At 55.1% G+C, this 23,385-nt stretch carries 21 protein-coding genes; 11 read left to right on the top strand and 10 right to left on the bottom strand.

What is annotated here, in order from left to right:
• Positions 1–13: 13 nt before the first annotated feature.
• Both pstB and phoU read left to right on the top strand, forming a co-directional pair.
• Positions 14–847: a phosphate ABC transporter ATP-binding protein PstB gene (pstB, locus tag NP603_RS01755; protein ID WP_256609201.1), complete on the top strand. Its 834-nt coding sequence runs from the start codon at positions 14–16 to the stop codon at positions 845–847.
• Positions 848–857: 10 nt separating this feature from the next.
• Positions 858–1,577, top strand: a complete 720-nt coding sequence (gene phoU, locus NP603_RS01760) for a phosphate signaling complex protein PhoU (protein ID WP_256609202.1) — start codon at positions 858–860, stop codon at positions 1,575–1,577.
• An 84-nt stretch (positions 1,578–1,661) separates the two neighbouring features.
• Here phoU and NP603_RS01765 read toward each other — a convergent pair whose 3' ends face one another.
• From NP603_RS01765 to NP603_RS01775, 3 genes are read right to left on the bottom strand one after another with little or no spacing between them, the layout of a single operon-like run.
• Positions 1,662–3,194, bottom strand: coding sequence for an ATP-binding protein (locus NP603_RS01765; protein ID WP_256609203.1), 1,533 nt, complete (start codon positions 3,192–3,194; stop codon positions 1,662–1,664).
• A 2-nt stretch (positions 3,195–3,196) separates the two neighbouring features.
• Entirely contained in the window at positions 3,197–3,769 is a 573-nt protein-coding gene (locus NP603_RS01770; protein WP_256609204.1) for a YfiR family protein, read from the bottom strand.
• Complete coding sequence (locus NP603_RS01775) at positions 3,770–5,761, bottom strand: TOL_0244 family TonB-dependent receptor (RefSeq protein WP_256609205.1); 1,992 nt, start codon at positions 5,759–5,761, stop codon at positions 3,770–3,772. It abuts the gene before it with no gap.
• A gap of 277 nt (positions 5,762–6,038) precedes the next feature.
• Between NP603_RS01775 and NP603_RS01780 the strand changes: the two genes are divergently transcribed.
• Positions 6,039–6,860, top strand: a complete 822-nt coding sequence (locus NP603_RS01780) for a class I SAM-dependent methyltransferase (RefSeq protein ID WP_256609207.1) — start codon at positions 6,039–6,041, stop codon at positions 6,858–6,860.
• Positions 6,861–6,870: 10 nt separating this feature from the next.
• Here NP603_RS01780 and NP603_RS01785 read toward each other — a convergent pair whose 3' ends face one another.
• A complete protein-coding gene (locus NP603_RS01785) occupies positions 6,871–7,491 on the bottom strand; it encodes a class I SAM-dependent methyltransferase (protein ID WP_256609208.1) in 621 nt (206 codons plus the stop codon).
• Between the two features lie 2 nt (positions 7,492–7,493).
• A complete protein-coding gene (locus tag NP603_RS01790; protein WP_256609209.1) occupies positions 7,494–8,441 on the bottom strand; it encodes a Tim44 domain-containing protein in 948 nt (315 codons plus the stop codon).
• A gap of 140 nt (positions 8,442–8,581) precedes the next feature.
• Here NP603_RS01790 and NP603_RS01795 point away from each other — a divergent pair, with 140 nt between their 5' ends.
• The 6 genes from NP603_RS01795 to NP603_RS01820 all read left to right on the top strand — a co-directional run bounded on the left by NP603_RS01795 (position 8,582) and on the right by NP603_RS01820 (position 15,653).
• Positions 8,582–8,974: a hypothetical protein gene (locus NP603_RS01795; protein ID WP_256609211.1), complete on the top strand. Its 393-nt coding sequence runs from the start codon at positions 8,582–8,584 to the stop codon at positions 8,972–8,974.
• Positions 8,975–9,085: 111 nt separating this feature from the next.
• Positions 9,086–10,396, top strand: a complete 1,311-nt coding sequence (locus tag NP603_RS01800) for a TolC family protein (protein ID WP_256609213.1) — start codon at positions 9,086–9,088, stop codon at positions 10,394–10,396.
• Complete coding sequence (locus tag NP603_RS01805; protein ID WP_256609214.1) at positions 10,393–11,484, top strand: efflux RND transporter periplasmic adaptor subunit; 1,092 nt, start codon at positions 10,393–10,395, stop codon at positions 11,482–11,484. The genes NP603_RS01800 and NP603_RS01805 overlap by 4 nt, the downstream gene beginning before the upstream one ends.
• Positions 11,484–14,546 (top strand): efflux RND transporter permease subunit, encoded by a 3,063-nt coding sequence (locus tag NP603_RS01810; RefSeq protein ID WP_256609215.1) that lies wholly within the window; start codon positions 11,484–11,486, stop codon positions 14,544–14,546. The genes NP603_RS01805 and NP603_RS01810 overlap by 1 nt, the downstream gene beginning before the upstream one ends.
• The gene (locus NP603_RS01815) at positions 14,543–14,848 is read left to right on the top strand and encodes a DUF3240 family protein (protein WP_256609216.1); all 306 of its coding nucleotides are present in this window, start codon (positions 14,543–14,545) and stop codon (positions 14,846–14,848) included. The genes NP603_RS01810 and NP603_RS01815 overlap by 4 nt, the downstream gene beginning before the upstream one ends.
• 109 nt (positions 14,849–14,957) lie before the next feature.
• The gene (locus NP603_RS01820; protein WP_256609217.1) at positions 14,958–15,653 is read left to right on the top strand and encodes a DUF3240 family protein; all 696 of its coding nucleotides are present in this window, start codon (positions 14,958–14,960) and stop codon (positions 15,651–15,653) included.
• A gap of 142 nt (positions 15,654–15,795) precedes the next feature.
• On the opposite strand, the gene fdxA is transcribed toward NP603_RS01820, so the two are convergent.
• From fdxA to NP603_RS01845, 5 genes are all read right to left on the bottom strand, one after another.
• Complete coding sequence (gene fdxA / locus NP603_RS01825; RefSeq protein WP_054760699.1) at positions 15,796–16,119, bottom strand: ferredoxin FdxA; 324 nt, start codon at positions 16,117–16,119, stop codon at positions 15,796–15,798.
• A gap of 150 nt (positions 16,120–16,269) precedes the next feature.
• Entirely contained in the window at positions 16,270–18,381 is a 2,112-nt protein-coding gene (fusA, locus tag NP603_RS01830; protein ID WP_256609218.1) for an elongation factor G, read from the bottom strand.
• 231 nt (positions 18,382–18,612) lie between these two features.
• Entirely contained in the window at positions 18,613–19,539 is a 927-nt protein-coding gene (locus tag NP603_RS01835) for a ketopantoate reductase family protein (RefSeq protein ID WP_256609219.1), read from the bottom strand.
• A complete protein-coding gene (gene hda / locus NP603_RS01840; protein ID WP_256609220.1) occupies positions 19,536–20,228 on the bottom strand; it encodes a DnaA regulatory inactivator Hda in 693 nt (230 codons plus the stop codon). Before hda ends, NP603_RS01835 begins: the two co-directional genes overlap by 4 nt.
• A gap of 10 nt (positions 20,229–20,238) precedes the next feature.
• The gene (locus NP603_RS01845; RefSeq protein WP_256609221.1) at positions 20,239–20,583 is read right to left on the bottom strand and encodes a DUF2069 domain-containing protein; all 345 of its coding nucleotides are present in this window, start codon (positions 20,581–20,583) and stop codon (positions 20,239–20,241) included.
• Positions 20,584–21,491: 908 nt separating this feature from the next.
• Here NP603_RS01845 and rdgC point away from each other — a divergent pair.
• On the top strand, positions 21,492–22,400 hold the full coding sequence (gene rdgC / locus NP603_RS01850; protein ID WP_256609222.1) for a recombination-associated protein RdgC: 909 nt from the start codon (positions 21,492–21,494) through the stop codon (positions 22,398–22,400).
• Positions 22,400–23,359, top strand: a complete 960-nt coding sequence (locus NP603_RS01855) for a L,D-transpeptidase family protein (protein ID WP_256609223.1) — start codon at positions 22,400–22,402, stop codon at positions 23,357–23,359. The genes rdgC and NP603_RS01855 overlap by 1 nt, the downstream gene beginning before the upstream one ends.
• The last annotated feature ends 26 nt before the right edge of the window (positions 23,360–23,385 follow it).

Consider the following 23,385-nt stretch of genomic DNA (forward strand, 5'->3'; position numbering starts at 1 on the left):
CGGAACTTGGACCATGACCACTGCCCAAACCAAAACTCACGCCATCGATATCAGTGCGTTGAATCGAGACGACCGTAGCTTGTCCGAAAAGCCCGAAACCTGCATCAAGGTGGAAAATCTGAACCTGTTCTACGGCCAGAAACAGGCGTTGCACAATGTCAATATGGAAATGCCGCGCAAGAAAGTCACGGCCTATATCGGCCCAAGCGGTTGCGGCAAGTCGACGCTGTTGCGCTGCATCAACCGGATGAACGACCTGGTGGACGGTGTCAGTATCCGCGGCAAAATTCTGTTGGATGGCGAAGATATCTACGACAAGTCGGTCAATGTCGCGGCATTGCGGCGCCGGGTCGGCATGGTGTTTCAAAAGCCGAATCCGTTCCCGAAGACGATATACGAAAATGTGGCCTACGGCTTGCGGATTCAGGGTATCAACGACCGCCATATCCTCGACGAAGTGGTGGAAAAATCCCTACGCGGCGCGGCGTTGTGGGATGAGGTGAAGAATCGTTTGAACGACAACGCTTTGGGTATGTCGGGCGGCCAGCAGCAGCGTCTGGTGATTGCTCGTGCCATTGCGATCGAGCCGGAAGTGATTTTGCTCGACGAACCGGCATCGGCGCTGGATCCGATATCCACGCTGAAGATCGAGGAGCTGATCAACGAATTGAAAGAAAAGTACACGATCGTCATCGTCACCCATAACATGCAACAGGCGGCGCGGGTGTCCGACTATACCGCGTTCATGTATATGGGCGAATTGATCGAATTTGGCGAAACCAGCGAGTTGTTTACCAACCCGGTGAAAAAACAAACTGAAGATTACATTACCGGCAGGTACGGTTAGGAGGTAAACAATGGATAACAGCAAAATCAAACAACACATTTCCCGACAATTTAACGAGGAGATGGAAGATATCCGCAATAAGGTCTTGTCGATGGGCGGATTGGTCGAGCAGCAGGTGGATCTGGCTACCAAAGCCTTTATGGGCTACGACATGGAAAATGCCGAAAAGGTGGTGCAGCAAGATCACCAAGTCAACGAAATGGAAAAGGACATCGACCACGAATGCACCGAAATCATGGCCAAACGCCAGCCGGCCGCCTTCGATTTGCGCATGTTGATCGCCACGATCAAGATCATCACCGATTTGGAGCGGATCGGCGACGAAGCGGCGCGCATCGCCAAAATGACGATGCGTCTGGAAGGGGCCGATTATTATCAGGACAAATACTACGAGATCGAGCACTTGTTGAATCTGGTGAAAGACATGTTGAATGGCGCACTGGATGCCTATGCCCGCAATGATGTCGAGGAAGTAATCGCGATTACCGAGCAGGATGCGAAGGTAGACCGCGAATACACCAGTATCACCCGCCAGTTGATCACGCAAATGATGGAAAATCCGCGCAATATCACCCGCGCCTTGGATATGTTATGGGCCGCCCGGGCGCTGGAGCGCATCGGCGATCACGCTTGCAACGTCTGCGAACAGGTGATTTACATGGTCAAAGGCAAGGACGTACGGCATATGAGCCGGGAAGAACTGGAGCGCACCGTTAACGCCGTGCGCTGATGTTATCCGGCGCTAGCCGGCAAGCGCAATTTCAATTCGGCCGGAAGCGCAACTTTTATGCGACCGGCAAAAGCAGCCTGGAGGCTAGGAACGGGTCTCCGGGGGCGGCGGTTCGGCGGCGAGGTTCAGCATGAGCATAAATTTGCTGCCTAGACCGAGCCTGCTTTCAACCTGCAGTTCTCCGCCCATCAGTTCTACCATGTGCTTGGTCAATAGTAGGCCGATGCCGGTGCCTTCGATCAAATCCTGGTCGTGGTGGAAGCGGCTAAACGGTTGAAATAGCAGTTCGAATTGCTCCGGGGCAATGCCGGCCCCGCTGTCTTCCACCAAAATCCGCACCCATTGTTCTTCGACTTCCACGCGTAATGTAATTTGGCCGTGCGGCCGATTGTATTTGACCGCATTCGAGAGCAGGTTTAACAGGCATTGTTTTAAACGCATCCGGTCGGCCGCGACCCACACTTCATGTTCCGGTGTTTGGCTTGAAATGCGAATCCCGCGTTCCTCGGCTTGCCTGCGAATTAATTCCAAAGACTCTGAGATAACCGTTCGGCAGTCCACGCTGGCGATATTGAGCGTCAATTTGCCGCTTTCCACAGCGGACAGATCCAGCAATTCGCTGATCAAATCCAACAGGTGTAGCCCGGCGTCGAGAATGTGGCGCGCCGAATCTTGTTGTTCGGCATTCAGCGGGTGCGCAGTATCCGCTGCCAGCAATTGGCTAAATCCGATCACCGCGTTCAGCGGGGTACGGAATTCGTGACTCATGCGCGACAGAAATTCGGTTTTGGCGCGGCTGGCGCGTTCCGCCTCCCATTTCGCATGTGACAGGTTGACGATCAACGCGTTTTTGTTGTGCTCCTGCTGTTCCAATTTATCCAGCATCGAATTGAAGGCGTTGATCAGCACGCCGGTTTCATCCTGGCTTTCCACTTGCAAACGGGCGTCGAAATTGTTGTCGCGGCTGATTTGTTCGATGTTTGCGGTCAACTGCAATAAAGGCCGGCTGATCTTAGCTCCCAGCCAACGGGCTTGCACTACCGCTATCGAGATTGCCAACAGCATCGCTCCCAGCGCTTCAAGTACGGTGTAGCGGAAATTTTGTTTCAATTCGGCAAGCGACAGGTTTAGCGCGACGAAGCCTATGCGGCGCTGGTCGACCTGGATCGGCACGACCAAATCCAGCGCGTCGGCGCTGAATAGATGGTCGCTACCCAGCTGTAAATATCCGTCAAACAGTCGGCGGAAGCCGTCCTGCAATGCCGCATCCGGCGTGTACTGACCGGTATCGGCAGCGTTTTTGCTATGGTAAGCCGCGAACAATTGCTGCTCGGCGGTAAAAATATACGCATCCAGCACGTCGGCTTTCTCTTTCAAGGCCGCCAATATTTCCTCGGCAGTATTAGGATCTCGGTAGACGATAGCCGCCGACACATTGCTGGCTAACATTTTCGACAGGACCCGGCTCTGTTCCAGCAGTTCAAGTTTTTGATGGTGGTAATCGGTACTTAAAAAGAACAGCAGCGTAATCAGTGCGGTCAACAATGCCGTAAACGCCGCAATCGCGAAAATCTTGCGGCGAATCGATCCGAATTTAGGGAAGCCGCCGATTGCCATGGTTATTCGGCGATGCGCGAGCTGCGCAATAGCTTGGAACTGACTGCAAGCTTGGCGCGAGTCACGTTTTGCAAATGAATCACCGGTTGAATCCGCCGGTCTTCGGTGGTCAGGCGTACCATGCCGCCGCGCTGCTCGAAATCGGGAACATCGCTGACGGTCAATGTCGGAAAAGCGCGAATGTATTCCAAGATCGAGGCCAGAACTCGCTCCTGCTGGACCGGAACGAAGACGATCTGGCATTCGTGCAGTTGTTCCGGAACCGGATCGATCAGTAACCGGATCGGTCGGTCGTGTACCTTTTCGCCGTCGATCAACCGGGCCAGGATCCCGGTCACCGGAGTGTTGGCATAACTGCAAAATAAAAAATCGCGAGCCGCCGGCTCCGGCCAGGTGATGAAATACGCGAAGTTGTAGAGATATGCGGCCTTCAATTCGGTTTCATTGAATTGCTGTGCGGAAACCGGTGCAGAAAATGCGTAAACCATTGCACTCAGCGCCCATGGCGTAAACCGGCGCATGAGTGAGGCCAAAGTGCGGATCGGCAATGTCGAACAGCGGGATAACTTTCGCATTCAGAAGCGCAACGTGGCTTTGAGGTAATAATTGCGTTCGAATTCGCTGCTCAGTACCGGATTATCCAGCGGCGGAATGAACTCCAGATGGCGATTGTCCAACAAATTTTGCACGCCGGCGGCCAGTTCCAAATGCAAGTTGGGCTGCCAGCCTAGCCTTAAATCCAACCGATGGTAAGCCGGAACGCCGTTGGCCAGACGGTCCGTGTAATACCAATGGCCGTCTAATTCCAACTGGTAAGGCAGATTAAGGTAGGAGCTGAGATTGAAACGGTGGCGAGAGCTGTTGCCCTCGGCGATTTCCGCACTGCTGTCCAAGCTCTGCGGATCGCGGTGGATAGCTATACCGAACAGGCTGTAACTGCCTTGCAGACGCCAAATCTCCGATGCGCGCCAATTCAGCGACGTCTCCCAACCGTAGGTTTCGCCTTCGGCCATGTTGGCGATTTGAAACGGAACCAGCACGCCGCCGCCGACGGCGATGGGCGGTTGCGGTTCGGTCGTACTCAAATGGGCGTAATCGCTGTAAAACAGAGCGGTATCCAGATTGAAAGATCGGTTCGGGAAAAAGCGGTAACCCAGTTCATAACTGAGTGCGGTTTCGGACTTGAAGCTGTCGCCACCGCGGATATTGGCCGTCACGCCGGGCGTGAAGTTATACAGGGCGTTCAGGTCGTGCTCGACGCGGGACGGTACCCGCACCGCGCGGGAAACGGCGGTCCACAGGCTGTGCTGCGGATCGACGTTCCATAACAACCGCGCAGTCGGTTGCAGTTCGAAGCCGGTGAAATCGTTGTGCTCCAGCTTGCCACCGTAGATCAGTCGCACATCGTCGCCGAACAGCCGCCATTCGTCCTGGGCGAAGATATTGAACAGATGTAAGTCGCGTCGGTTCGGTTCGAAACTCAGCAATGCCAACTTCTGGGTCAGCAGATCGCTGTTGAACCGATAGCCTCCCCCCCAGGTCGGGTAATGGTTGCCCCAGCGAAAGCTGTGTTGCACGTCGAAATCGAAGGTGTTGCGGCGATGGTCGAGGCGCATTTGCTGGCGACTGGCGTGGTCGAAGTAACTACGGATTTGTAAGCGGCTGCCGTCCGCTAAATTGCGTTGCCAGCGTAGTAGCAAATTGCCACCCTGTTTTTGGGTGCGGTCCGGCATCGCCGGCACCGCGGGGTCGGCGCCGGTCAAGGTTTGTTGCATGGTGCCGTTGAAATAGTCGCCTTGCAGCGTCAAAGTTTCGCGCGCGTCCGGGGTCCAGTCGCTTCTGAAGCCGGCGCGGCCCACATCCAGATCGTCCGCAGCTTTATTGCCGCCGCTGAAATGAAAGTCGTCGCGATGATTGTATTTGCCGTAAACCCGATAATGCAGATTCGGATTGATCTGCCCACCGTAACGCAATGTGCCGAATCCGGGCTCTTCGTGCGAGGTACCGGCCGACAGCAGCGCCCCCCGCGATTCCTGAGCAGTACGGGTGACGATATTGATCACGCCGTTTACCGCATTCGATCCCCATAACGTTGCGCCGGGGCCACGGATGACTTCTATGCGGTCTACGTCTTCCAAAGGATAGTCCTGCTCGTTCCAATACACACCGGAATTGAACGGATCGTAAACGGTGCGGCCGTCGACCATGACCAATAATTTGTTGGCGAATGCGCCGTTGAAGCCCCGGCTAGTGATGGCCCATTGGTTGGCGTCCACCCTGGCAACTTCCAGGCCCGGAACCTTGCGTAGAACTTCCGGTATCGATTGCATGCCGGAACGCCGGATTTCCTCGTTGCTGATTACGTAAGCCGCGGCGGCGGCTTCTTGTAAACTTTGCTGGTTTTTCACAGCGAGTGAAACCGTGGTGGCCGTCAGTTCCTGTAACGATAAAGCTTTCAGTCGCTCCAGCGAATCGTCGTCGGCCAGTCCTGAGCGTGGGGCGATCATAGCGATGCACAGCAGCCATATCGAGCGTATGTCGCCGGAAGTGTTTGCGAAATTCGCCATAGCCAGTAAATGTGATGAAAAGCCCAATTGCATTTTAGACGGCGGAGTTTAAAGCGCAACCGTTTCGGAGGGCTGCGCTCGAACCGCGCACAAAACGCTTGACCTTACCATAAGGTTAAACTGCAACCTATTGACTGATAGGACTAATCGCTTCCATCACCCGGAAACGCCAAACAGGCGCCGTTCGCTGACGCTAAACGTGTCTGTGTCGATGTGCATGGCTGTGCTGGTCCCATCGCGGCTAAACCGAATATAACCTCAACCTTAGGAGTCAACGATGAGCGAGTTAGACATGGCCCGGACGCGGGCGGCGGCGGCTTATAATGCCGCCGCAGATCATTTCGATCACCCGGTCAACGGGTTTTGGGACCGGTTCGGGCGGGCAACCGTTGCCGGGCTGAACTTGCAGCCCGGAATGCGGGTGTTGGATGTGTGTTCGGGCACCGGAGCCTCTGCACTGCCGGCAGCGGAACGGGTCGGCGCCGACGGTTATGTGTTGGGTATTGATCTGGCGGAAAATTTATTGGTTCTGGCTCGGCAAAAAGCTGCAGCCGCCGGTTTGGGTAATGTCGAATTCCGCCACGGCGATATGTTGACACTGGGATTGCCTGACGCCGGTTTCGATGCGGTGGTCTGCGTATTCGGGATTTTTTTCGTGCCGGACATGGCGGTTGCGGTAAGGGAGTTGTGGCGAATGGTGCGGCCGGGTGGACAATTGGCGATTACAACCTGGGGGCCAGACTTCTTCGAACCGGCCAATTCAGCGTTTTGGCAAACGATCCGGCACGAGGCACCGCACTTGCACAAGGCTTTCAACCCCTGGGATCGGATCAGCGACCCTACTTCGTTAAGGGCGATGTTGCGAGAAGCCGGGATTGTCAACGTCGATATTGTCGAAGACAGCGCTCGGCACCCGCTGGCCAGCCCTGAGGATTGGTGGACCACTCTGATCGGTTCCGGCTATCGTGGCACGATCGACCAACTGGATGCCGCCGCGTTTGATCGGGTGAAACAAGCGAACCTGAATTTTATCGAGCAAAATGGCATCAGCGCGGTACAAGCCAATGTCATATACGCGCTGGCCGATAAACCGGTTTAGGCCGGTGCGCCTATTTCACGGCCCGGATCAGTTTGATCATGTCACCGCTGGCCGGGTCGATGTAGATATTGCGGAACGGGCAGGCCTGCACGTTCTTCAGAGTGTCGCGGTTGATATTGGCGCCGAAGGCGCGAACCGCCAGCGGATTAAACAGGTTCATCATGAATGCCATAACCCGGTTCGAGCTGAGTACGTGTTCCAGCAGTAACACCTGACCTCCGGGTTTGCACACCCGGTAAAGCTCCTTCAAACCGCGGCGCGGTCTCGGCACCGAACAGAACACGAAGCTGGCTACCACGGTATCGAAGCAGTTGTCGGCATAGTCCAGCGATTCAACATCCATCCGGGCTAGATCGACGTCGAGTTGCTTGCGCTGGCGCTTGCGTTGCGCCTGCGCCAGCATGTTCGGACTGAAATCGATGCCGGTAATCCGGGCGCCGTCCGGGTAAAACGCAAAATTTTTGCCGGTACCGACCCCTACTTCCAGGATGTGATCGCCGCTGACTTGTGACCAAAGTCTTTTCCGCAGTCGGCGAAACAGCAAGCCTTCCAGAATTCCTTCCAGGCTGTCGAACCAGGGCGCCAGCCGGTCGTAGCGCTGGCGTATCTTGTCGCTGTCCGCCGCCGCCATCCTTACTCCTCGATTTGTTGGATACCGTCCAGGAACCAGCGGGTCTGACTGCTGTGTTTGGGCTTAACGAAGTGCCAGACTTCGCGCACGGTTTCCGGCTGACCACCGTTTTCGCGAATCAGGCCTTCGAACAACACGCCGGCTTCCAGCTCCGAACCCACCTCGCGCGCTTCGAGCAACTCTGCTTTCAACGACAGGATTTCGGTGCGGTTGGTTTCTGCGGATGCCTGTAACTGTTGCTGGATCTCGGCGAAGACTTTATCGGTGGTTAGGCCGCGAATTTCCGCAAGATCGCGGTTGTCCCAAGCCGCCTGCAGGTAGCGATACGCTTTTTCAGCACCGGTCAGGAAGCTGGCCTGATCGAAGCCGGCCGGTAAAGTGGTCGGTGCGGACTGGAAACCAGCGCCGGCATTGGCTTTGGTTTTATCGAACAGCACGTCGGTATTGAAACCGGCCGGATTGCCGCGCTCCGCTGAATTGTCACGGTAGTAAGCCGACTCGCGGCGGACGTCGGTTTGGCCGAAAGCGCCACTGGGCGCCGTTTGCTGGCCGGCCTTGGCCGCAAACAAACGGTATAACAGATAAGCGATGCCGGCGAACAGCAACATGTCCATCAGATTCAGTCCTTCGAACGCGCCGCCGAAGAACAACGAGCCAAGCAGTCCGCCCAGTGCCAGTCCGCCGAGCATGCCCATCAAACCGCCGCGGCCCGCCCAATTTTGGCGCGCCGCCTGATTCTGCGCCGCAGCCTGTTGCTGGCTGGCCGAACGGGTCGCTTGGCTACCGATGTCGTTGGGCGCCGTCGAGCGCTGGTAAGGTGCGCTGTAACTGGGCCGGCTGCCGAAGGATTTGCCGCCCCCCATGCGTTTGGCCTGCGCTTCCTGAATGCCGCCTAGTGTCAAGGCCAACGCGATGAATAATGTTGCCAAAATGCCTATTTTTCTGTTCATAGCTTTTCGCCTAAGTCGAGTAAATGTTTCCTAATATTCAGGGTAGAATCACGCTTTTCAAGTAGAATAGCGTTTCGTACCGCCCGGTACAACCGGGGTTTGGCCGGGTAAGCGAGTTCACAGACATTCCTAAATCGTAAATGGTTGCATATCTGCGTCAATTTCTGGTTGTGCTGCTGGTGCTGTTGCAGACCGCCGCGCCGTTGGTGCATGCCCATGTCGGCGGCGATGACGACGGCTGCGGAATTCACTTTCATGGAATAGAGCGCTTGCAGAACGATGCGGACCAATCGGAATTGCACAGCGTCCAGGACGAATTGCAGCAACAAGCCGGCGTCGTTCAGATTGGTTCAGCGATCAGGCTGCAAACCGAGCGCGAGCGATTCACGCCAGCTCCATTTTTGTTTCCGGCCAGCGTCGAGCCGACCTTCCAGCCACGGGTCGGCAAATTCTATTGCCGTTCCAGGTCGTCGCAGCCACCGGCTGTCCCCATTCCTGCCGATAACGCTTCCCGAGCCCCTCCGTTTTGCTGAGAAAGGGCGGCGAACGCGCGCTGCGATCGTGTTTTCGCCCGTTATCGCCTTTATCGGCCGCCGCGATTGTTTCCCGCGGGCCATGCCATCGATCAATTTTTGGAGCGAGATATGACCGTATATCGTCATATTCAATACGGATTACCTGTACTGCTAATAGCGGCCTTCCCTTGCGCCGCTCAAACCAATGAAAGCGAACGTCGCCAGCTTCAGCCGCAGACCGCGATGGAGGCGGACAAGCTGATCGTCGAACATCTGGATCCGATCGAAATGGATCCTTCGCTGAGCTTGTCCGGATTGGTCGAACTGACCCTGGAAAAATACCCCGACCGCCTGGTCAGCGAAGCCTTGGCTCAGGAGGCCAGCGCTTTGACCGAGCGCAGCGATGCCTGGGTAGCGGGGTCTACCGCGCTTGCGCTGGATTATTTCGACGACCGGGTTGCGGAGAATAGAGGCTCGCGCGAGATGTCAGCCACCCTGGAAGTCACAACCTGGAGTTGGGGCCAGCGTGATGCCGGGCAAGCCGTGGCCGAGCGGGCCGGCGTATCGGCGCAGAAGCAGTCGGCGGCGGTCAAGCTGGAGGTGACGCGACTGGTACGGGAAGCTCTGTGGAATATGGAGATCGCCAACATCGGCCTGCAACAGGCGCAGAATGCGTTGTCGGTATCCGAGCAGTTGATGAAGAAGGTCGAGCGGCGGGTCGAACTGGGCGACTTGCCGCGCGCCGATTTGCTGCTGGCCAAGGGCGAGTATTTGCAAAACCGCGCGCTCGTTACACAGGCCGAAGCCGAAGTGATGCACAGCCGGAAGGCGTATTCCAGTCTGACCACGCTGGCGCGGGTTCCAGCCAACTATCAGGAACGGCAGAGCGAGTTGAAAAGTATCGTGTCCAACCATCCGGTACTCGAAGCGGTAAACGCCGTAATCGAACGCAAACGCGCCGAGGTGGAGTGGATCAAAACCACCGACCCGATCAACCAGCCAAAATTGAATGTCGGCGCCAGGAGTACTCGGGATGGCCGTGACGGCCAGAATATCGAAAGCGCAGGTGTCGGCGTGGTGATGCTGTTCGGCGGCGATGCTTATAACGCGCCGGAAATCGCCAAAGCCAACCTGGAGCTGAATAACGCCATGGCGCAACGCGAGCATCTGTACCGCCAGCTGGAAAAAGGCCTACATGAAGCCGAGCACGCGCTGGAAGTGACCCGGGCCGAACTGGCGATTGCCAACGAATTGAAACAAATCGCCGAGACCCATCTGAAGATGACCGAAGTCAGTTTTTCGGCCGGCGAAATCAATTTGCTGGATTTGATCAAAATCCAGGCACGCAGCCTGGAGGCCGTGCGTAATGCCAAATTGCAGGAAGTGAAGCTGCAACGCAATATTGCATTCTACAACCAGGCAGTCGGAGTGCAGCCATGAGAATAGCAACCACGTTGCTGTTCTCGTTTTTGGCTGGCGCCGTCTCCGCCCAGGACGCGCAAATCCGGATCAGTCAGCAGCAGATCGACAATCTGGACATCAAAACCGCAGCGTTGGTCCCCAGTTCGACCGTACCGTTATTTTACGCGCCGGGCAAAGTTGTAACGCCGGCCGACCGAGAAATATTGGTCAGCAGCAGTCAGCCGGGCCTGGTGACGCGACTGGCGGCCAATGTCGGCGATACCGTGCATAAGGGCCAGACGCTGGCACAGTTGCGCAGCCCGGAGTTGGTCGGTTTACAGCAGGCGTTTCTGGCTGCTGCCAGCGAATTGCATTTAGCCGGGCTGGAACGCAACCGCGATCAGAAGTTGTTGCAGGAAGGCGTAATTGCCGAACGGCGTTGGCAAGAGACGCAGACCCAGCATAGCGGTAAGGCGGCTCGCGCGGACGAGGCCAGGCAGTTGTTGCTGTTAGCTGGCATGTCCCCTGCCGACATTCAAACACTGGCGCAAACCCGCAAGCTCGGCGACAGTTTGCAGATTCGGTCACCGATCGACGGTGTGGTGTTGGAGCGGATGGTCAATCTGGGGGCGCGGTTGGACATTCAGGCGCCGTTGTACCGAGTCGCCGACCTCGCGGAATTATGGCTGGAAATCAGCATTCCTCAGGAACGCCTGAGCACTGTCAAAGTGGGCGATCGGGTTAGGCTGGAATCAGGCGATATTTCGGCGACGATCAGTCTTTTAGGGCAGAGTGTCAATGTCGATAATCAAACGGTATTGGCTCGGGCGGTGGTAGACGGCAGACCCCAAGGATTGCGGGTCGGGCAAAACGTCAACGTGCAAATTCTGCAACACGGCGTTCCAGGCGGCTTCAGTGTGCCGAATTCGGCGTTGTCGCAAAACGAAGGTCGCAGTTATGTGTTTGTCCGTAATGCCGAAGGGTTTGCCGTGGTTGAAGTCGCCGTCAACGGCAAGCAAGGCAGTGAATCGCTGATCAGCGGAGCGTTGACCGGTAACGAACATATTGCCGTAAAAGGCGCGGTGGCGTTGAAAGCCAATTGGTTGGGTTTGGGGAGCGATGAATAATGGCCGCATTGATTCGGTTTGCTCTGACCCAACGCCTGTTGGTTCTGCTGAGCGTATTGGTGTTGATCGGTGCCGGAGTCTACGCGTTTAAGCAACTGCCGATCGACGCGTTTCCGGAAGTCTCGCCGACTCAGGTCAAGATTATCGTCAAAGCCAACGGCATGACACCGGAAGAAGTCGAAGCCCGGATTACGGCGCCTATCGAAGTCGAACTGCTTGGGATCCCGCATCAGACCATGCTGCGCTCGTTGGCGAAATATGCCATTACCGACATCACCTTGGACTTCGAAGAAGGCACCGATATTTATTGGGCCAGGCAGCAGGTGGCGGAACGTTTGAACGGAATATGGGGCAATTTGCCGGACGGAGTGCAAGGCGGCATCGCGCCGATGACCACGCCGTTGGGCGAGATGTTCATGTTCGCGATCGAAGGCGGCGGTCTCGATTTGACGCAGCGCCGGGAATTGCTGGATTGGACCATTCGGCCGGCCCTGCGCACAGTCAAAGGGGTCGCCGACGTCAATGCCTTGGGCGGCTTGGTGCGCAGTTTCGAAGTGGTACCGGACAATGTCCGGATGGCGGCGCGGAATATCGGCATCGAACAACTGATGGCTGCGTTGGAGAACAACAACCGCAACGACGGCGCCGGAAGGCTAACCGAGGGCGAAGAGGCGCTGATCGTCCGCGCCGAGGGGCGTATAAAAAGCGAACAGGACGTCAGGTCGATCGTCGTGGCTCAGCATCAGGGTATGCCGATCAGTGTGGAGGATGTAGCCGAAGTGCGGATTGGCGCGCTGACTCGTTATGGCGCTGTGAGCAAGGACGGGAACGGCGAAGCCGTCACCGCGGTGGTGTTGGGTTTGCGCGGGGCCAATGCCAGGCTGACCATCGAACAATTGGAACAGAAACTGGCGGAATTGCAGCCCAGTTTGCCGGAAGGCGTACGAATCAATGTGTTCTATAACCGCGGGGTCTTGGTCGCCAAGGCGGTAAACACCGTCGCCAAGGCATTAGCCGAGGCCATTGTCCTGGTCGTGGTGCTGTTGATCCTGTTTTTGGGGGATTTGCGAGCGGCCTTGACGGTAGCGTTGGCGTTGCCGATGGCGGCGCTGGCGACGTTCATCATGATGCACGCATTCGGCATGTCGGCCAACCTGATGAGTCTGGGCGGGTTGGCGATTGCGATCGGCATGCTGGTTGACGGCGCTGTCGTCGTCGTCGAGAACATCACCACTCAGTTGGCCGACCGGCGCCGAGCGGAGCGTCTGCCTCGTTTGCACATGATTTATCGGGCCAGCCGCGAGGTTGCCCTGCCGGTAACTTCCGGGATTTTGATCATCATCATTGTGTTTTTACCGCTTTTGACCTTGCAAGGTTTGGAAGGCAAGTTGTTCGGACCGGTGGCAATGACGATCGTGTTCGCCCTGAGCGGATCTTTGATTTTGTCGTTGACGGTGATACCGGTGCTGGCATCGTTGTTGTTGCAGAAAGTGTCGCATGACGAGCCTTGGTTGCCGCGCAAATTGCTGCAGTGGTACCAGCCGGTTTTAGCCTGGTGTTTGGAGAACAGCAAAAAGGTATTCGTTGGCGCCGGCGCCATGCTGGTGCTGAGCCTGGTCGTGTTTTTCCAAATCGGCAGTACCTTCATGCCGACGCTGGACGAAGGCGACATCATCGTGCAATTGGAGAAATTGCCGTCGATTACCTTGCAGGATTCGGTCGCGCTGGATGGCCGGGTCCAAAAAAACATCCGCGAGCATATTCCCGAGGTTGCCACGGTGGTGTCTCGAGTCGGTGCCGACGAATTGGGTCTGGACCCGATGAGTCTGAACGATACCGATACCTTTCTGATTCTGAAACCGAAATCGGAATGGCGGATGGACAGCAAAGAGCAGTTGATCGAGGAAATCCGCAAGATCATGGATCACACCCCCGGTATTGCTTTCGGTTTTACCCAGCCGATCGAAATGCGGGTTTCGGAAATGCTGACCGGTACTCGCGGTGACGTCGCAATCAAATTGTTCGGCGCCGATCTGGAAATTTTGAATCGTAAGGCCGAACAGATCGAAACGGTATTGAAGACCATCCCCGGCGCCAGCGACGTATTCACCCGCAAGAACGAAGGCATGCAGTTTTTACAGGTGAGCATCGACCGCCAGGCCGCCGGCCGATTCGGGTTGGATGCCAACGGTATCGAAACCCTGTTGCGCGCCCAAATCGAAGGTTTACAGCTCGGCATCGTCCAGGAGGGGGTAAAACGTACGCCGTTATTGCTGCGCGGCGCCAGTAACACTGCCAATTTCGATAATCTGCAATTGACCTTGCCCGACGGCGGTCATGTACCGATTACCGCGGTGGCGAAGATTCGGCCGGTAGAAGGCGTGGTCTCGATCGATAGAGAGAAGGGTCAGCGCTTCGTCGTAATCCGCAGCAATGTCGAGGGTCGCGATTTGGTCGGCTTTGTCGACGAGGCGCGCAAGGCGGTGGCGGAACGGGTCAAATTGCCGCAAGGCTTTCACGTCGAATTCGGTGGTCAGTTCGAGAATCAGCAGCGGGCGTCGGCGCGTTTGAGTCTGGTGATTCCGTTGTCGCTGGGGTTGATCTTTTTATTGCTGTTTTCCACCTTCGGGTCGGTTCGGCAAGCGGCGCTGGTATTGTCCAATATTCCGTTAGCCCTGATCGGCGGCGTGTTCGGCTTGTGGTTGTCCGGCGAATATTTATCGGTGCCGGCATCGGTGGGTTTTATCGCCTTACTGGGGATCGCCGTGCTCAACGGTGTGGTCATGGTCAGCTATTTCAACCAATTATGCGCAACCGGCATGGACATTGCCCGCGTCGTGGTGGTCGGTTCGGCACGCCGGCTTCGGCCGGTGTTGATGACAGCCAGCATCGCCGCGTTCGGTTTGATCCCGTTACTGTTTGCCTCCGGACCGGGTTCGGAAATCCAACGGCCGCTGGCGATCGTGGTGACCGGCGGCTTGCTATCGTCCACTTTGTTGACTCTGATAGTGCTGCCGATATTGTATAAATTGTTCGGCCGGAACCCGGAGCTTAAACCATGAACCGCGATGCTTTTATCTTGACCGTGACTGTGCCGCCGAGTCTGGAAGACGCGTTGGTCGACTGTCTGTTGGCGTTGGATTGGCAACAGGGATTTTCCAGTTTTTCGGCCAATGTTCATGAGCATAATATTCAGGGATTGTCGCTGGCGGAACAGGTTGCCGGGCATCAACGCAAGCTCCGTTTTCAAATGTATGTGGAAAAGCAGCATGTCCCCGCGTTGTTGGCTAGACTTAAACAAGAGTTTGCCGGCTCCGGGCTGCAATATTGGCTAGTGCCGGCAATCGAACAGGGCGTAATCTAGGCATAAAGTATGCAGAATCAGGGCGGGAGTGCTACAGTTCTGCCGACGTCGGTGAAACCTTGTGTAACGAGCTAATTTCCATGTCTCATTAATAGTTATGAACATTTTTTTGCGCAGAATCCCCGCCAACACCCGGCATATAGAAATCTCCGAATTCGTGGCTCCCGCGCTGAACAACGGTTTTTTCAGAAAATCCGGACGCATTGTCGATGTGGAGATTTTGGCGCTGCAAGATACCCGGGTCGGCACCATTGAATACCACGGTTTGGTGACCCTGGACTCCGAAATCACCGTGCAACGCGTGGTCAAGGCTTTGAAAAACCGCCGTTTTAACGGCCGGATGGTCGTGGTCAGGCCTTACTACCACCGCAGCTGGTACAACGATCCTCGCCAAAACCAGGCCGAAATTCCGGCCGATATCGCCGATCGGCGCAAAGGGGATCGGCGCCGCGGTCGTTATTTGCAAGTTATCAAGAACGCCTCCGATCGGTTTAACAGCGAAGACGACTTTTTCAAATCGGTGAATCACCAGCAATTTTCGATATCGTTCATCGTGCCGCCGGATTTGGAGGAGGCGATGATGGAATGCTTGTCGGGTTTCGAGATGGATCGAGATAATTTCGGCGAGCATCGTATGACCAAGTTTCTCACTGCTGCCGATGCCAACGAACAGCAAACTGCGCGTTTCCAGATCTATGCGGAAAAAATGGCGATATCGGTGTTGCTGGAAAGATTAAAAGAGCAGTTTTCCGGTTCCGGTATCCATTACTGGATTATGCCGGTGATCGAGAAAGGAGAGATTTAGCGCCTTAGCCGGTCAGGTTTGGCTGCGTTTAGCGCGCCGCTCGATAGGTTTTTATTCAGTTTCGGCGCAAAACTGGCCGAAAAAAGACGGACCAACACTAGCCTTGCCGAGTTGGTCCGGTTTGTGCAAAACGGAAGGAAGTTTATTTTTCCAATAAAGCGAATTTGCCAGGCTTGCCGTTCCACTCGTCGGCGTCAGGCAGCGCATCTTTCACTTCGGTGATCAACGGCCAGACTTTGGCCAATTCTGCATTCAAAGCGGCGAAGTGCTCTTGGCCTTCCGGTAATTCGTCTTCGGCGTGGATGGCGTTGGCCGGGCACTCCGGTTCGCACAGCGTGCAGTCGATGCACTCGTCCGGGTCGATGACCAGGAAGTTCGGCCCCTCGTGAAAGCAGTCCACCGGGCAGACGTCAACGCAGTCGGTGAATTTGCATTTGATGCAGTTTTCGGTAATTACAAAAGCCATAATGTTCTTCCAAGGTTAGGTACTGGAACAAGTTTCCGTACGTGGCGGAAACTTTATGGTTAAAAATAATCCAGTGATCAAGCCCGCGACCAAGTAAGCGCCGGAAGGCTTGATCGAACCGGAGGCGGTCGCGCCTCCGGTTGCGGGGACTTACTTTTCCTTGTTTTTGTTGCGTTCGTTGACTTCTTTGATAACCTCGTCAGCGACGTTTTTCGGACAAGGCGCGTAATGCGAGAACTCCATCGAGAACTGGCCGCGACCGGATGTCATGGTGCGCAAATCGCCGATGTAACCGAACATGTCGCTCAGTGGCACGTCGGCTTTGATGCGAACGCCGGTGACGCCCGGATCTTGCGATTTGATCATGCCGCGGCGGCGGTTCAAGTCGCCGATAACATCACCAACGTGAGCTTCCGGAGTAAACACGTCTACTTTCATGATCGGTTCCAGCAATTGCGGAGCGCCTTTCGGGATCGATTGGCGATACGCGGCACGGGCGGCGATTTCGAAGGCGATGGATGACGAGTCAACTGCGTGGAACGCGCCGTCTGTCAGATTGACTTTGAAGTCCAAGCACGGGAAACCGGCCAAGACACCTTTATCGATGCTGGCACGGAAGCCTTTCTCGACCGCCGGCCAGTATTCGCGCGGTACGTTACCGCCAACCACGGTCGATTCAAACTGGAAGCCGCTGCCGGGTTCGCCTGGCTCGATGATGTAGTTGATTTTCGCGTATTGGCCTGAGCCGCCGGATTGTTTTTTGTGGACGTATTCGTCTTCGACGCGTTTGGTAATGGTTTCGCGGTAAGCAACCTGCGGTTTACCGACGTTAACATCGACGCCGTGGGTCCGTTTCAGGATGTCCACTTTAATGTCCAGGTGCAACTCGCCCATACCTTTGATGATGGTTTCGCCGGATTCCTGGTCGGTTTCGACACGGAACGATGGGTCTTCGGCAACCATTTTGCCGATCGCGATACCCATTTTTTCGTTGCTGCCTTTGTCTTTCGGCGAAATGGCAATCGAAATAACGGGGTCAGGGAACACCATCGGTTCCAGTGTGGCCGGTTTGTCAGGATCGCACAGAGTGTGGCCGGTTTGTACGTTTTTCAAACCGATCAGGGCGACGATGTCGCCGGCTTGCGCGGATTCGATCTCGTTACGGTCGTCGGCGTGCATTTCCACCATCCGGCCTACCCTTTCGGTTTTGCCGGTATAGGTATTCAGTACGGTATCGCCTTTTTTCAATTTGCCGGAGTAAATGCGGACAAAGTTGAGGGCGCCGAAACGGTCGTCCATAATTTTGAACACCAAACCGCGGAACGGACGATCCGGATCGACGATGGCGTGCTCGCCGGTCGGTACGCCTTCGATGTCGGTTTCGGGTTGAGGTTTGACTTCGGTCGGATTCGGCAAATATTCAACCACGCCGTCCAGCACCAATTGCACGCCTTTGTTTTTGAACGAAGAGCCGCAGAAGGTCGGGAAGAAATCCATCGCGATGGTACCTTTACGGATACATTTTTTGATTTCTTCGATGGTCGGCTCTTCGCCTTCCAGATATTTCTCCATGATTTCGTCGTCTTGGTCGGCAACTTGGTCGATCAATTTCGCACGCCATTCTTCGACTTGCTCGGCCATGTCGGCAGGCACGTCTTGGATTTCGTATTTCAACGGGTCGCCGGAGTTGTCCCAAATCCAGGCTTTGCGGGTCAACAGGTCAACCACGCCGATAAAGTTTTCTTCTTCGCCGATCGGTAGGGTCATAACAACCGGCTTCGCACCCAGTACGTCTTCGACTTGCTTGACGACGCGGTAAAAGTTCGCGCCAAGACGGTCCAGTTTGTTGACGTAGATAACACGTGCGACTTTGGAATCGTTTGCATAGCGCCAGTTGGTTTCGGATTGCGGTTCAACGCCGCCGGAACCGCAGAATACGCCGATACCGCCGTCCAGAACTTTCAATGAACGATACACTTCGATCGTAAAGTCGACGTGGCCCGGGGTGTCGATGATATTGAAGCGGTGTGGTGGAAATTGGTTGGTACTGCCCGGCCACATGCAGGTGGTCGCTGCAGACTGAATGGTGATACCGCGCTCTTGTTCTTGCACCATGAAGTCTGTAGTCGCCGCACCATCGTGTACTTCGCCGATTTTGTGGATTTTTCCGGTCAGCTTCAAAATCCGCTCGGTCGTGGTGGTTTTACCGGCATCGACGTGCGCGAAGATACCGATGTTTCTGTAAAGCGATAGATCAGTCATGGTTATACTCTAAAATTAAACATAAAAACTCTTTAAACCCCAGCACCATTGCCACGGTCGTTGTGGATCACATAGCTGCTAGCCTAGCGAAGTATGCGGCCGCTCTTCGCTTTGTCAGGTATGAGGCGAAATGCACACGGCTTCTTCAATGACAAGGTCAATGAAAATCTTCACATTCTAACCGAAAAATCAAAAAAAACGGAATGTCAATTGTGTGAATTATTGCGGTGCCTAGCTTTGGCTAATTTGCAGCTCGCGTAGCCGCATCAGCGCGTAGAGCGACTGCAAGCGGGGGCACTCGAGATTGAGGCGTTGCGCGGCGCGAACCGCATTGCCGAGAATGGCCTCGGTTTCCATCGGCCGGCCCTGTTCGAAATCCAGCAACATGCTGGTTTTGTAGGGCGGCATGTGGCGGGTGCGTTCGATATTGAGCTCAACCGTATCGTACGGTAACGGATGGCCGGAGGCGGCCGCTATCCGGCATATTTCATGCATTATATCGCGGACAAAGCCTTCCTGGCTCTGCAATATCGCCTGAGTTGCAAGGCCGCCCGACAATACCGATAACGGATTGAACGGGGCGTTCCAGACACATTTTTGCCAGCGGCTGGCGACGATGTCTCGGCTGATTTCGCAGTCGCCGCCGCCGGCGGCACACAAGTCCCGCAGTCTTTGGCTAAGTCCTGCATCGTCCGGAGTTAGCGCGCCTAGGGTCAGTTTGCCGTAGGCCAGATGCTTGATATGGCCCGGCGCCACTCGGTTGCAGCAGATATACGCCAGGCCGCTGATCAACACTCTGTCCGGGAAGGCGGCGAGCAATTCTGATTCGATATCGACACCGTTTTGGATGAATGCGATTGCAGTTTCGGCGGTCAAGCCTGCGCGGATCAGGTTAACACGGTCGATGCCCGCCACGACTTTGCTGCACAGTATCAGGTAGTCGGCACTATCCTGGTATTCGCAAGCTTGGCGTAAGACTTGCGCAGGACGAAACTGCCAACAGCCCAATTCGTGGCTATCGATTTGGAAGCCGTGGCGGCTAACATAGTCGTAATCCGAGCGGCAAACCACGCTGACTTCGGCGCCCGCTCTGGCCAATAAGGCTCCGTAAAAGCCGCCTATTGCTCCGGCGCCGACGATCAGGATCTTGCCGTTCACGGCGTCTCGCCCAGAATCTGTTTTAAAAACGGAATCGTCAGTTTGCGTTGTGCGGCCAACGTCGCCCGGTCGATTTTGTCCAGTAATAACCATAAGGCGGCCATGTCGTGCACGTAATGTTTCAGCAAGAAGCGGCCGACGGCCGGCGGAATGTCGAAGCCCAAAAAACGTGCTTTGTGGGTCAGAGCGTCGATCAGTTGGTCGTCGCGCAATGGCTGAATTTTCAGCGTCAGGCCCCAGCCCATCCGCGTCTTCAAGTCCGGCAACTCGAAGCTCAGATATTTGGGTGGACAGTCCGCTGCCAGCAGCAGCCGGTGGTTGGCTTGGCGATGGGCGTTGTAAAAATTAAAAAAGGCGTGTTCCCAATCCGGATTGCCGGCAATATGTTGAATGTTGTCCAGGCAGACCAGTTCCAGATGCTCCAAGCCTTCCAGCAAGGCCGGATTTGGCAGCCGGTTCGGCGCTATTGCCAAATAAAAGGGTTCTTGGTTGGCCTTCGTCGCGAACTGGCAACAGGCTTGCAGTAAATGGCTTTTGCCGCTGCCGGTTTCGCCCCATAAATAGATTTGCTGTTCCGCGCCGCCGGTCGCCAATTTCTGCAATTGGTCGAGGATTTCGCTGTTATTCCCAGCGTAATAGCTGCTAAAGGTCTGGTTGGTCTGGAATTCGAACTGTAACGGAATTTGCATCGGCGTCGGTTTAAGCTTTATCCGCTTTATAGACGTAGAAGCCGGCGCCGAAGCACAACATCAGACTGAATAAAACCTCCAGCAAGGCATAAGGGCGTTGGCTTTGGCTAACGTAAGATTCGGCAATGCCGTGCGCGAAATACGGTAGGCTGAGGTAGCTCATCCAGGTGCAACTCTTCAAATTGCGGTTCAGCAGGCCCCGAAAAGGCAAAAGTAGTGGGCCGACGCTAACAATCAAGATCAAGGCCGTTGGCAAGCGGTTCGACGGTGACAATACGGTATGCCAAGCCATCAGCAACAAGAACAAACCGAAAAATCCGGCCAACGCGCAGTAGTGGTAATGGATTCTTTGCATGAAACTGGCCGGAGCCTAAGCAGTCGAGTTTAAACCGGATCATTATCACAAACTCTTTGCCATAATGCAGTGCGGTCTTTTTGCTGTGTTGAAGAATGTCGTGGCCCGCTTTTCAGGCGTGATTGCCGCGGGGTGGGGCTGCCCAGTTACGCGGTGGGTGGCGGAACGCTGTCTCGCGCAAAAGCCCAGGAGACGATTTTCAAATCGGCCGGCTGATTTTTAGGCGAGAAATTCGTTGGGGCAGGGCGGCGTGTTGACGCCGCCCGGTGTCAGCAAGCTCGTCTGATTGGAGGTGAGGCGTTCTTATAGTGGTGTCAATCCGTTGCGGCTCAAATCCTGTCGGATGCTGGTGCTTCGATCGCGACCGAATGTTTCGTGTTCGGCCTCGCCAAATGCTGCCGGAGGTTGTGGGTCGGGCTAAGGTGTTGATCCAAGTTGAAATGGTTAAACGTTAAATCAGAATTGGTTGCGTAGCTAGGTGGTGGATGTTGGGGGCTTCTGAGTTACGTCAAATCTTACAAGGATTTCTCGCCATTTTGCGCTAAGCATTTCTTGCTGCTGAAGATTTGCTGGTTAATCACAATGTCTGTGGATAACTCTGTGTATTGAATGTCGAAAGCCGCGGCGACTGCCTGCAGATGCTGGTGTTTCGTTAAATTGTATTAATTTTGGACAGATCGTATTTTATATAATAATCAATGCCTTACGTTTAGTCTATTTATTTCAAGGAGTTATTTTGTCAAGTGATATTTGCGGTCGGTTGATTAAGGCTTTGTGTGTATAACTTCCGTGGCGGCTGCTAATAATCCGGCAGAAACGACTAATTTCTTGGGCTTTTTACCCGCTTACAGGTGTAAGCAGTCGGGCAAATTTGAGATAATTGCCGGTTTTGAAAAAAGAGCGATTTCATGTGGTTTAAAAATTTAGCCGTTTACCGTTTCACCGAGCCGTTCGAGCTGAAAGCCGATGAACTGGAGCAAAAGTTGCAGCAGCAGCCGTTCCGCGCCTGCGGGAGCCACGACGAATTCAGTTTCGGTTGGACTGCGCCTTTGGGCAGGGCTTCCGACGCCTTGGTGCATGCGAATAACGGCTTTTTCATGCTATGCGGCAAAAAAGAGGAGAAGGTCGTTCCGAGTTCCGTGATTAACGAAATGTTGCAAGAGCGAATCAGCGAAATCGAAGAGCGGGAGGCGCGGAGGTTGCCGGCAAAGGAGCGCAGCCGGCTCAAGGACGAGTTGATATTCGAGTTGTTGCCGCGGGCGTTTTCGTTCTCCAAAAAAACCTATGCCTATATCGATAGTCAGGGCGGATGGTTGGTGGTCGATGCGGCGTCGGCTAAGAAAGCCGAGGACCTATTAAGCCAGTTGCGCAAGTGTCTGGGCTCTTTGCCGGTCGTACCGTTGACGGCCACGGCAAAGCCGGCCGGTGTGATGACGCAATGGTTGACCGACAATGCCTCGCCCAAGGATATTCTGATCGAAGACGAGTGCGAGTTACGCTCCCCGGAAGAGGAAGGTGCCATTATTCGCTGCAAGCGTCATGACTTGGCTTTGCCGGAGATCAAAAATCATTTGGATAGCGGTAAGCAAGTGATCAAGTTGGCGATGAGTTGGGCCGAGCGGTTGTCGTTCGTGCTGGATGAAAATCTCGCCGTCAAACGCTTGAAGTTTCTCGATCTGATTCAGGAGCAGGCGGCCGATATCGAAGCGTTCGACGAAACCGAGCAATTCGATGCCGATTTTTCGATTATGACCGCGGAACTTGCGCAGTTTTTACCGCGTCTGCTTGAGTTGTTTAACGCCGAGGGCGCTATCTGATGAAAATTCGTTTATTACCCGGCCTGTTGTTGGCCGTGAGCAGCGGTGTCTCGGCATTGACCCTGCCGGCACCGGATCGGCCCGGCGACAGCCTGGTTGGCAATCCACCGCACGAGGTCAAGTATGTGTCCGCCAAGCAGGAAGACACTCTGATCGATATCGCGGTCAATTTCAGGCTCGGGCAGGACCAAATCGTCTTGGCCAATCCTTACGTCGATCGCTGGCTGCCGCGCGAAGGCACGCAAGTGAGAATCCCCAGCAGTTACATATTGCCCAATGCGCCGCGGCAGGGCATCGTCGTTAACTTGCCCGAGATGCGGATTTATTACTATCCCGATTCCAGCAAAGTCATTACTTACGCTATCGGTATCGGTCGTGAAGACAACTGGAAAACGCCGCTGGGTAGAACTCATATCGCCGGCAAAACCGAAAACCCGTCCTGGACTCCACCGCCGTCCATCATTGCCGAGCATTTGGCGGACGGCGACGTATTGGAGCCCTACTACCCGCCGGGGCCGGATAATCCGCTGGGTCTTTACGCCTTCAAATTGGGCATACCCGGCTACCTTATCCACAGCACCAACAAAACCAACGGTGTTGGCATGCGCGTGAGCCATGGTTGCATCCGTATGTATCCGGCCGACATCGAGCAATTTTTCCCGATGGTCAAGGTTGGGACTCAGGTCAACATCGTGAATCAGTCGATCAAAGTCGGTTGGTATCACGATACGCTCTATCTCGAAGCCTATCCGGATCTGGAAGAAACGCCCGCTACTTTCGAGCAGCGCTTGCATGCAGCATTGGATTTAATCGAGCAGGCCAACGGCGGCAAAATGCCGGTCATCAAAGGATCTGTATTGAAGGCGGCTATCGAAAAGTCTACCGGAATCCCGACCGCTATATACGAGCGTCCTGTTCAGACTCCTCCGGTTGTGCAAAGTCAGGCCGCACCAAATTAGCGGCAACAAAAAAGCCCGTGGCCTTG

It is taken from the genome of Methylomonas aurea, from assembly GCF_024505045.1.
In the GTDB taxonomy this organism is placed as follows: domain Bacteria; phylum Pseudomonadota; class Gammaproteobacteria; order Methylococcales; family Methylomonadaceae; genus Methylomonas; species Methylomonas aurea.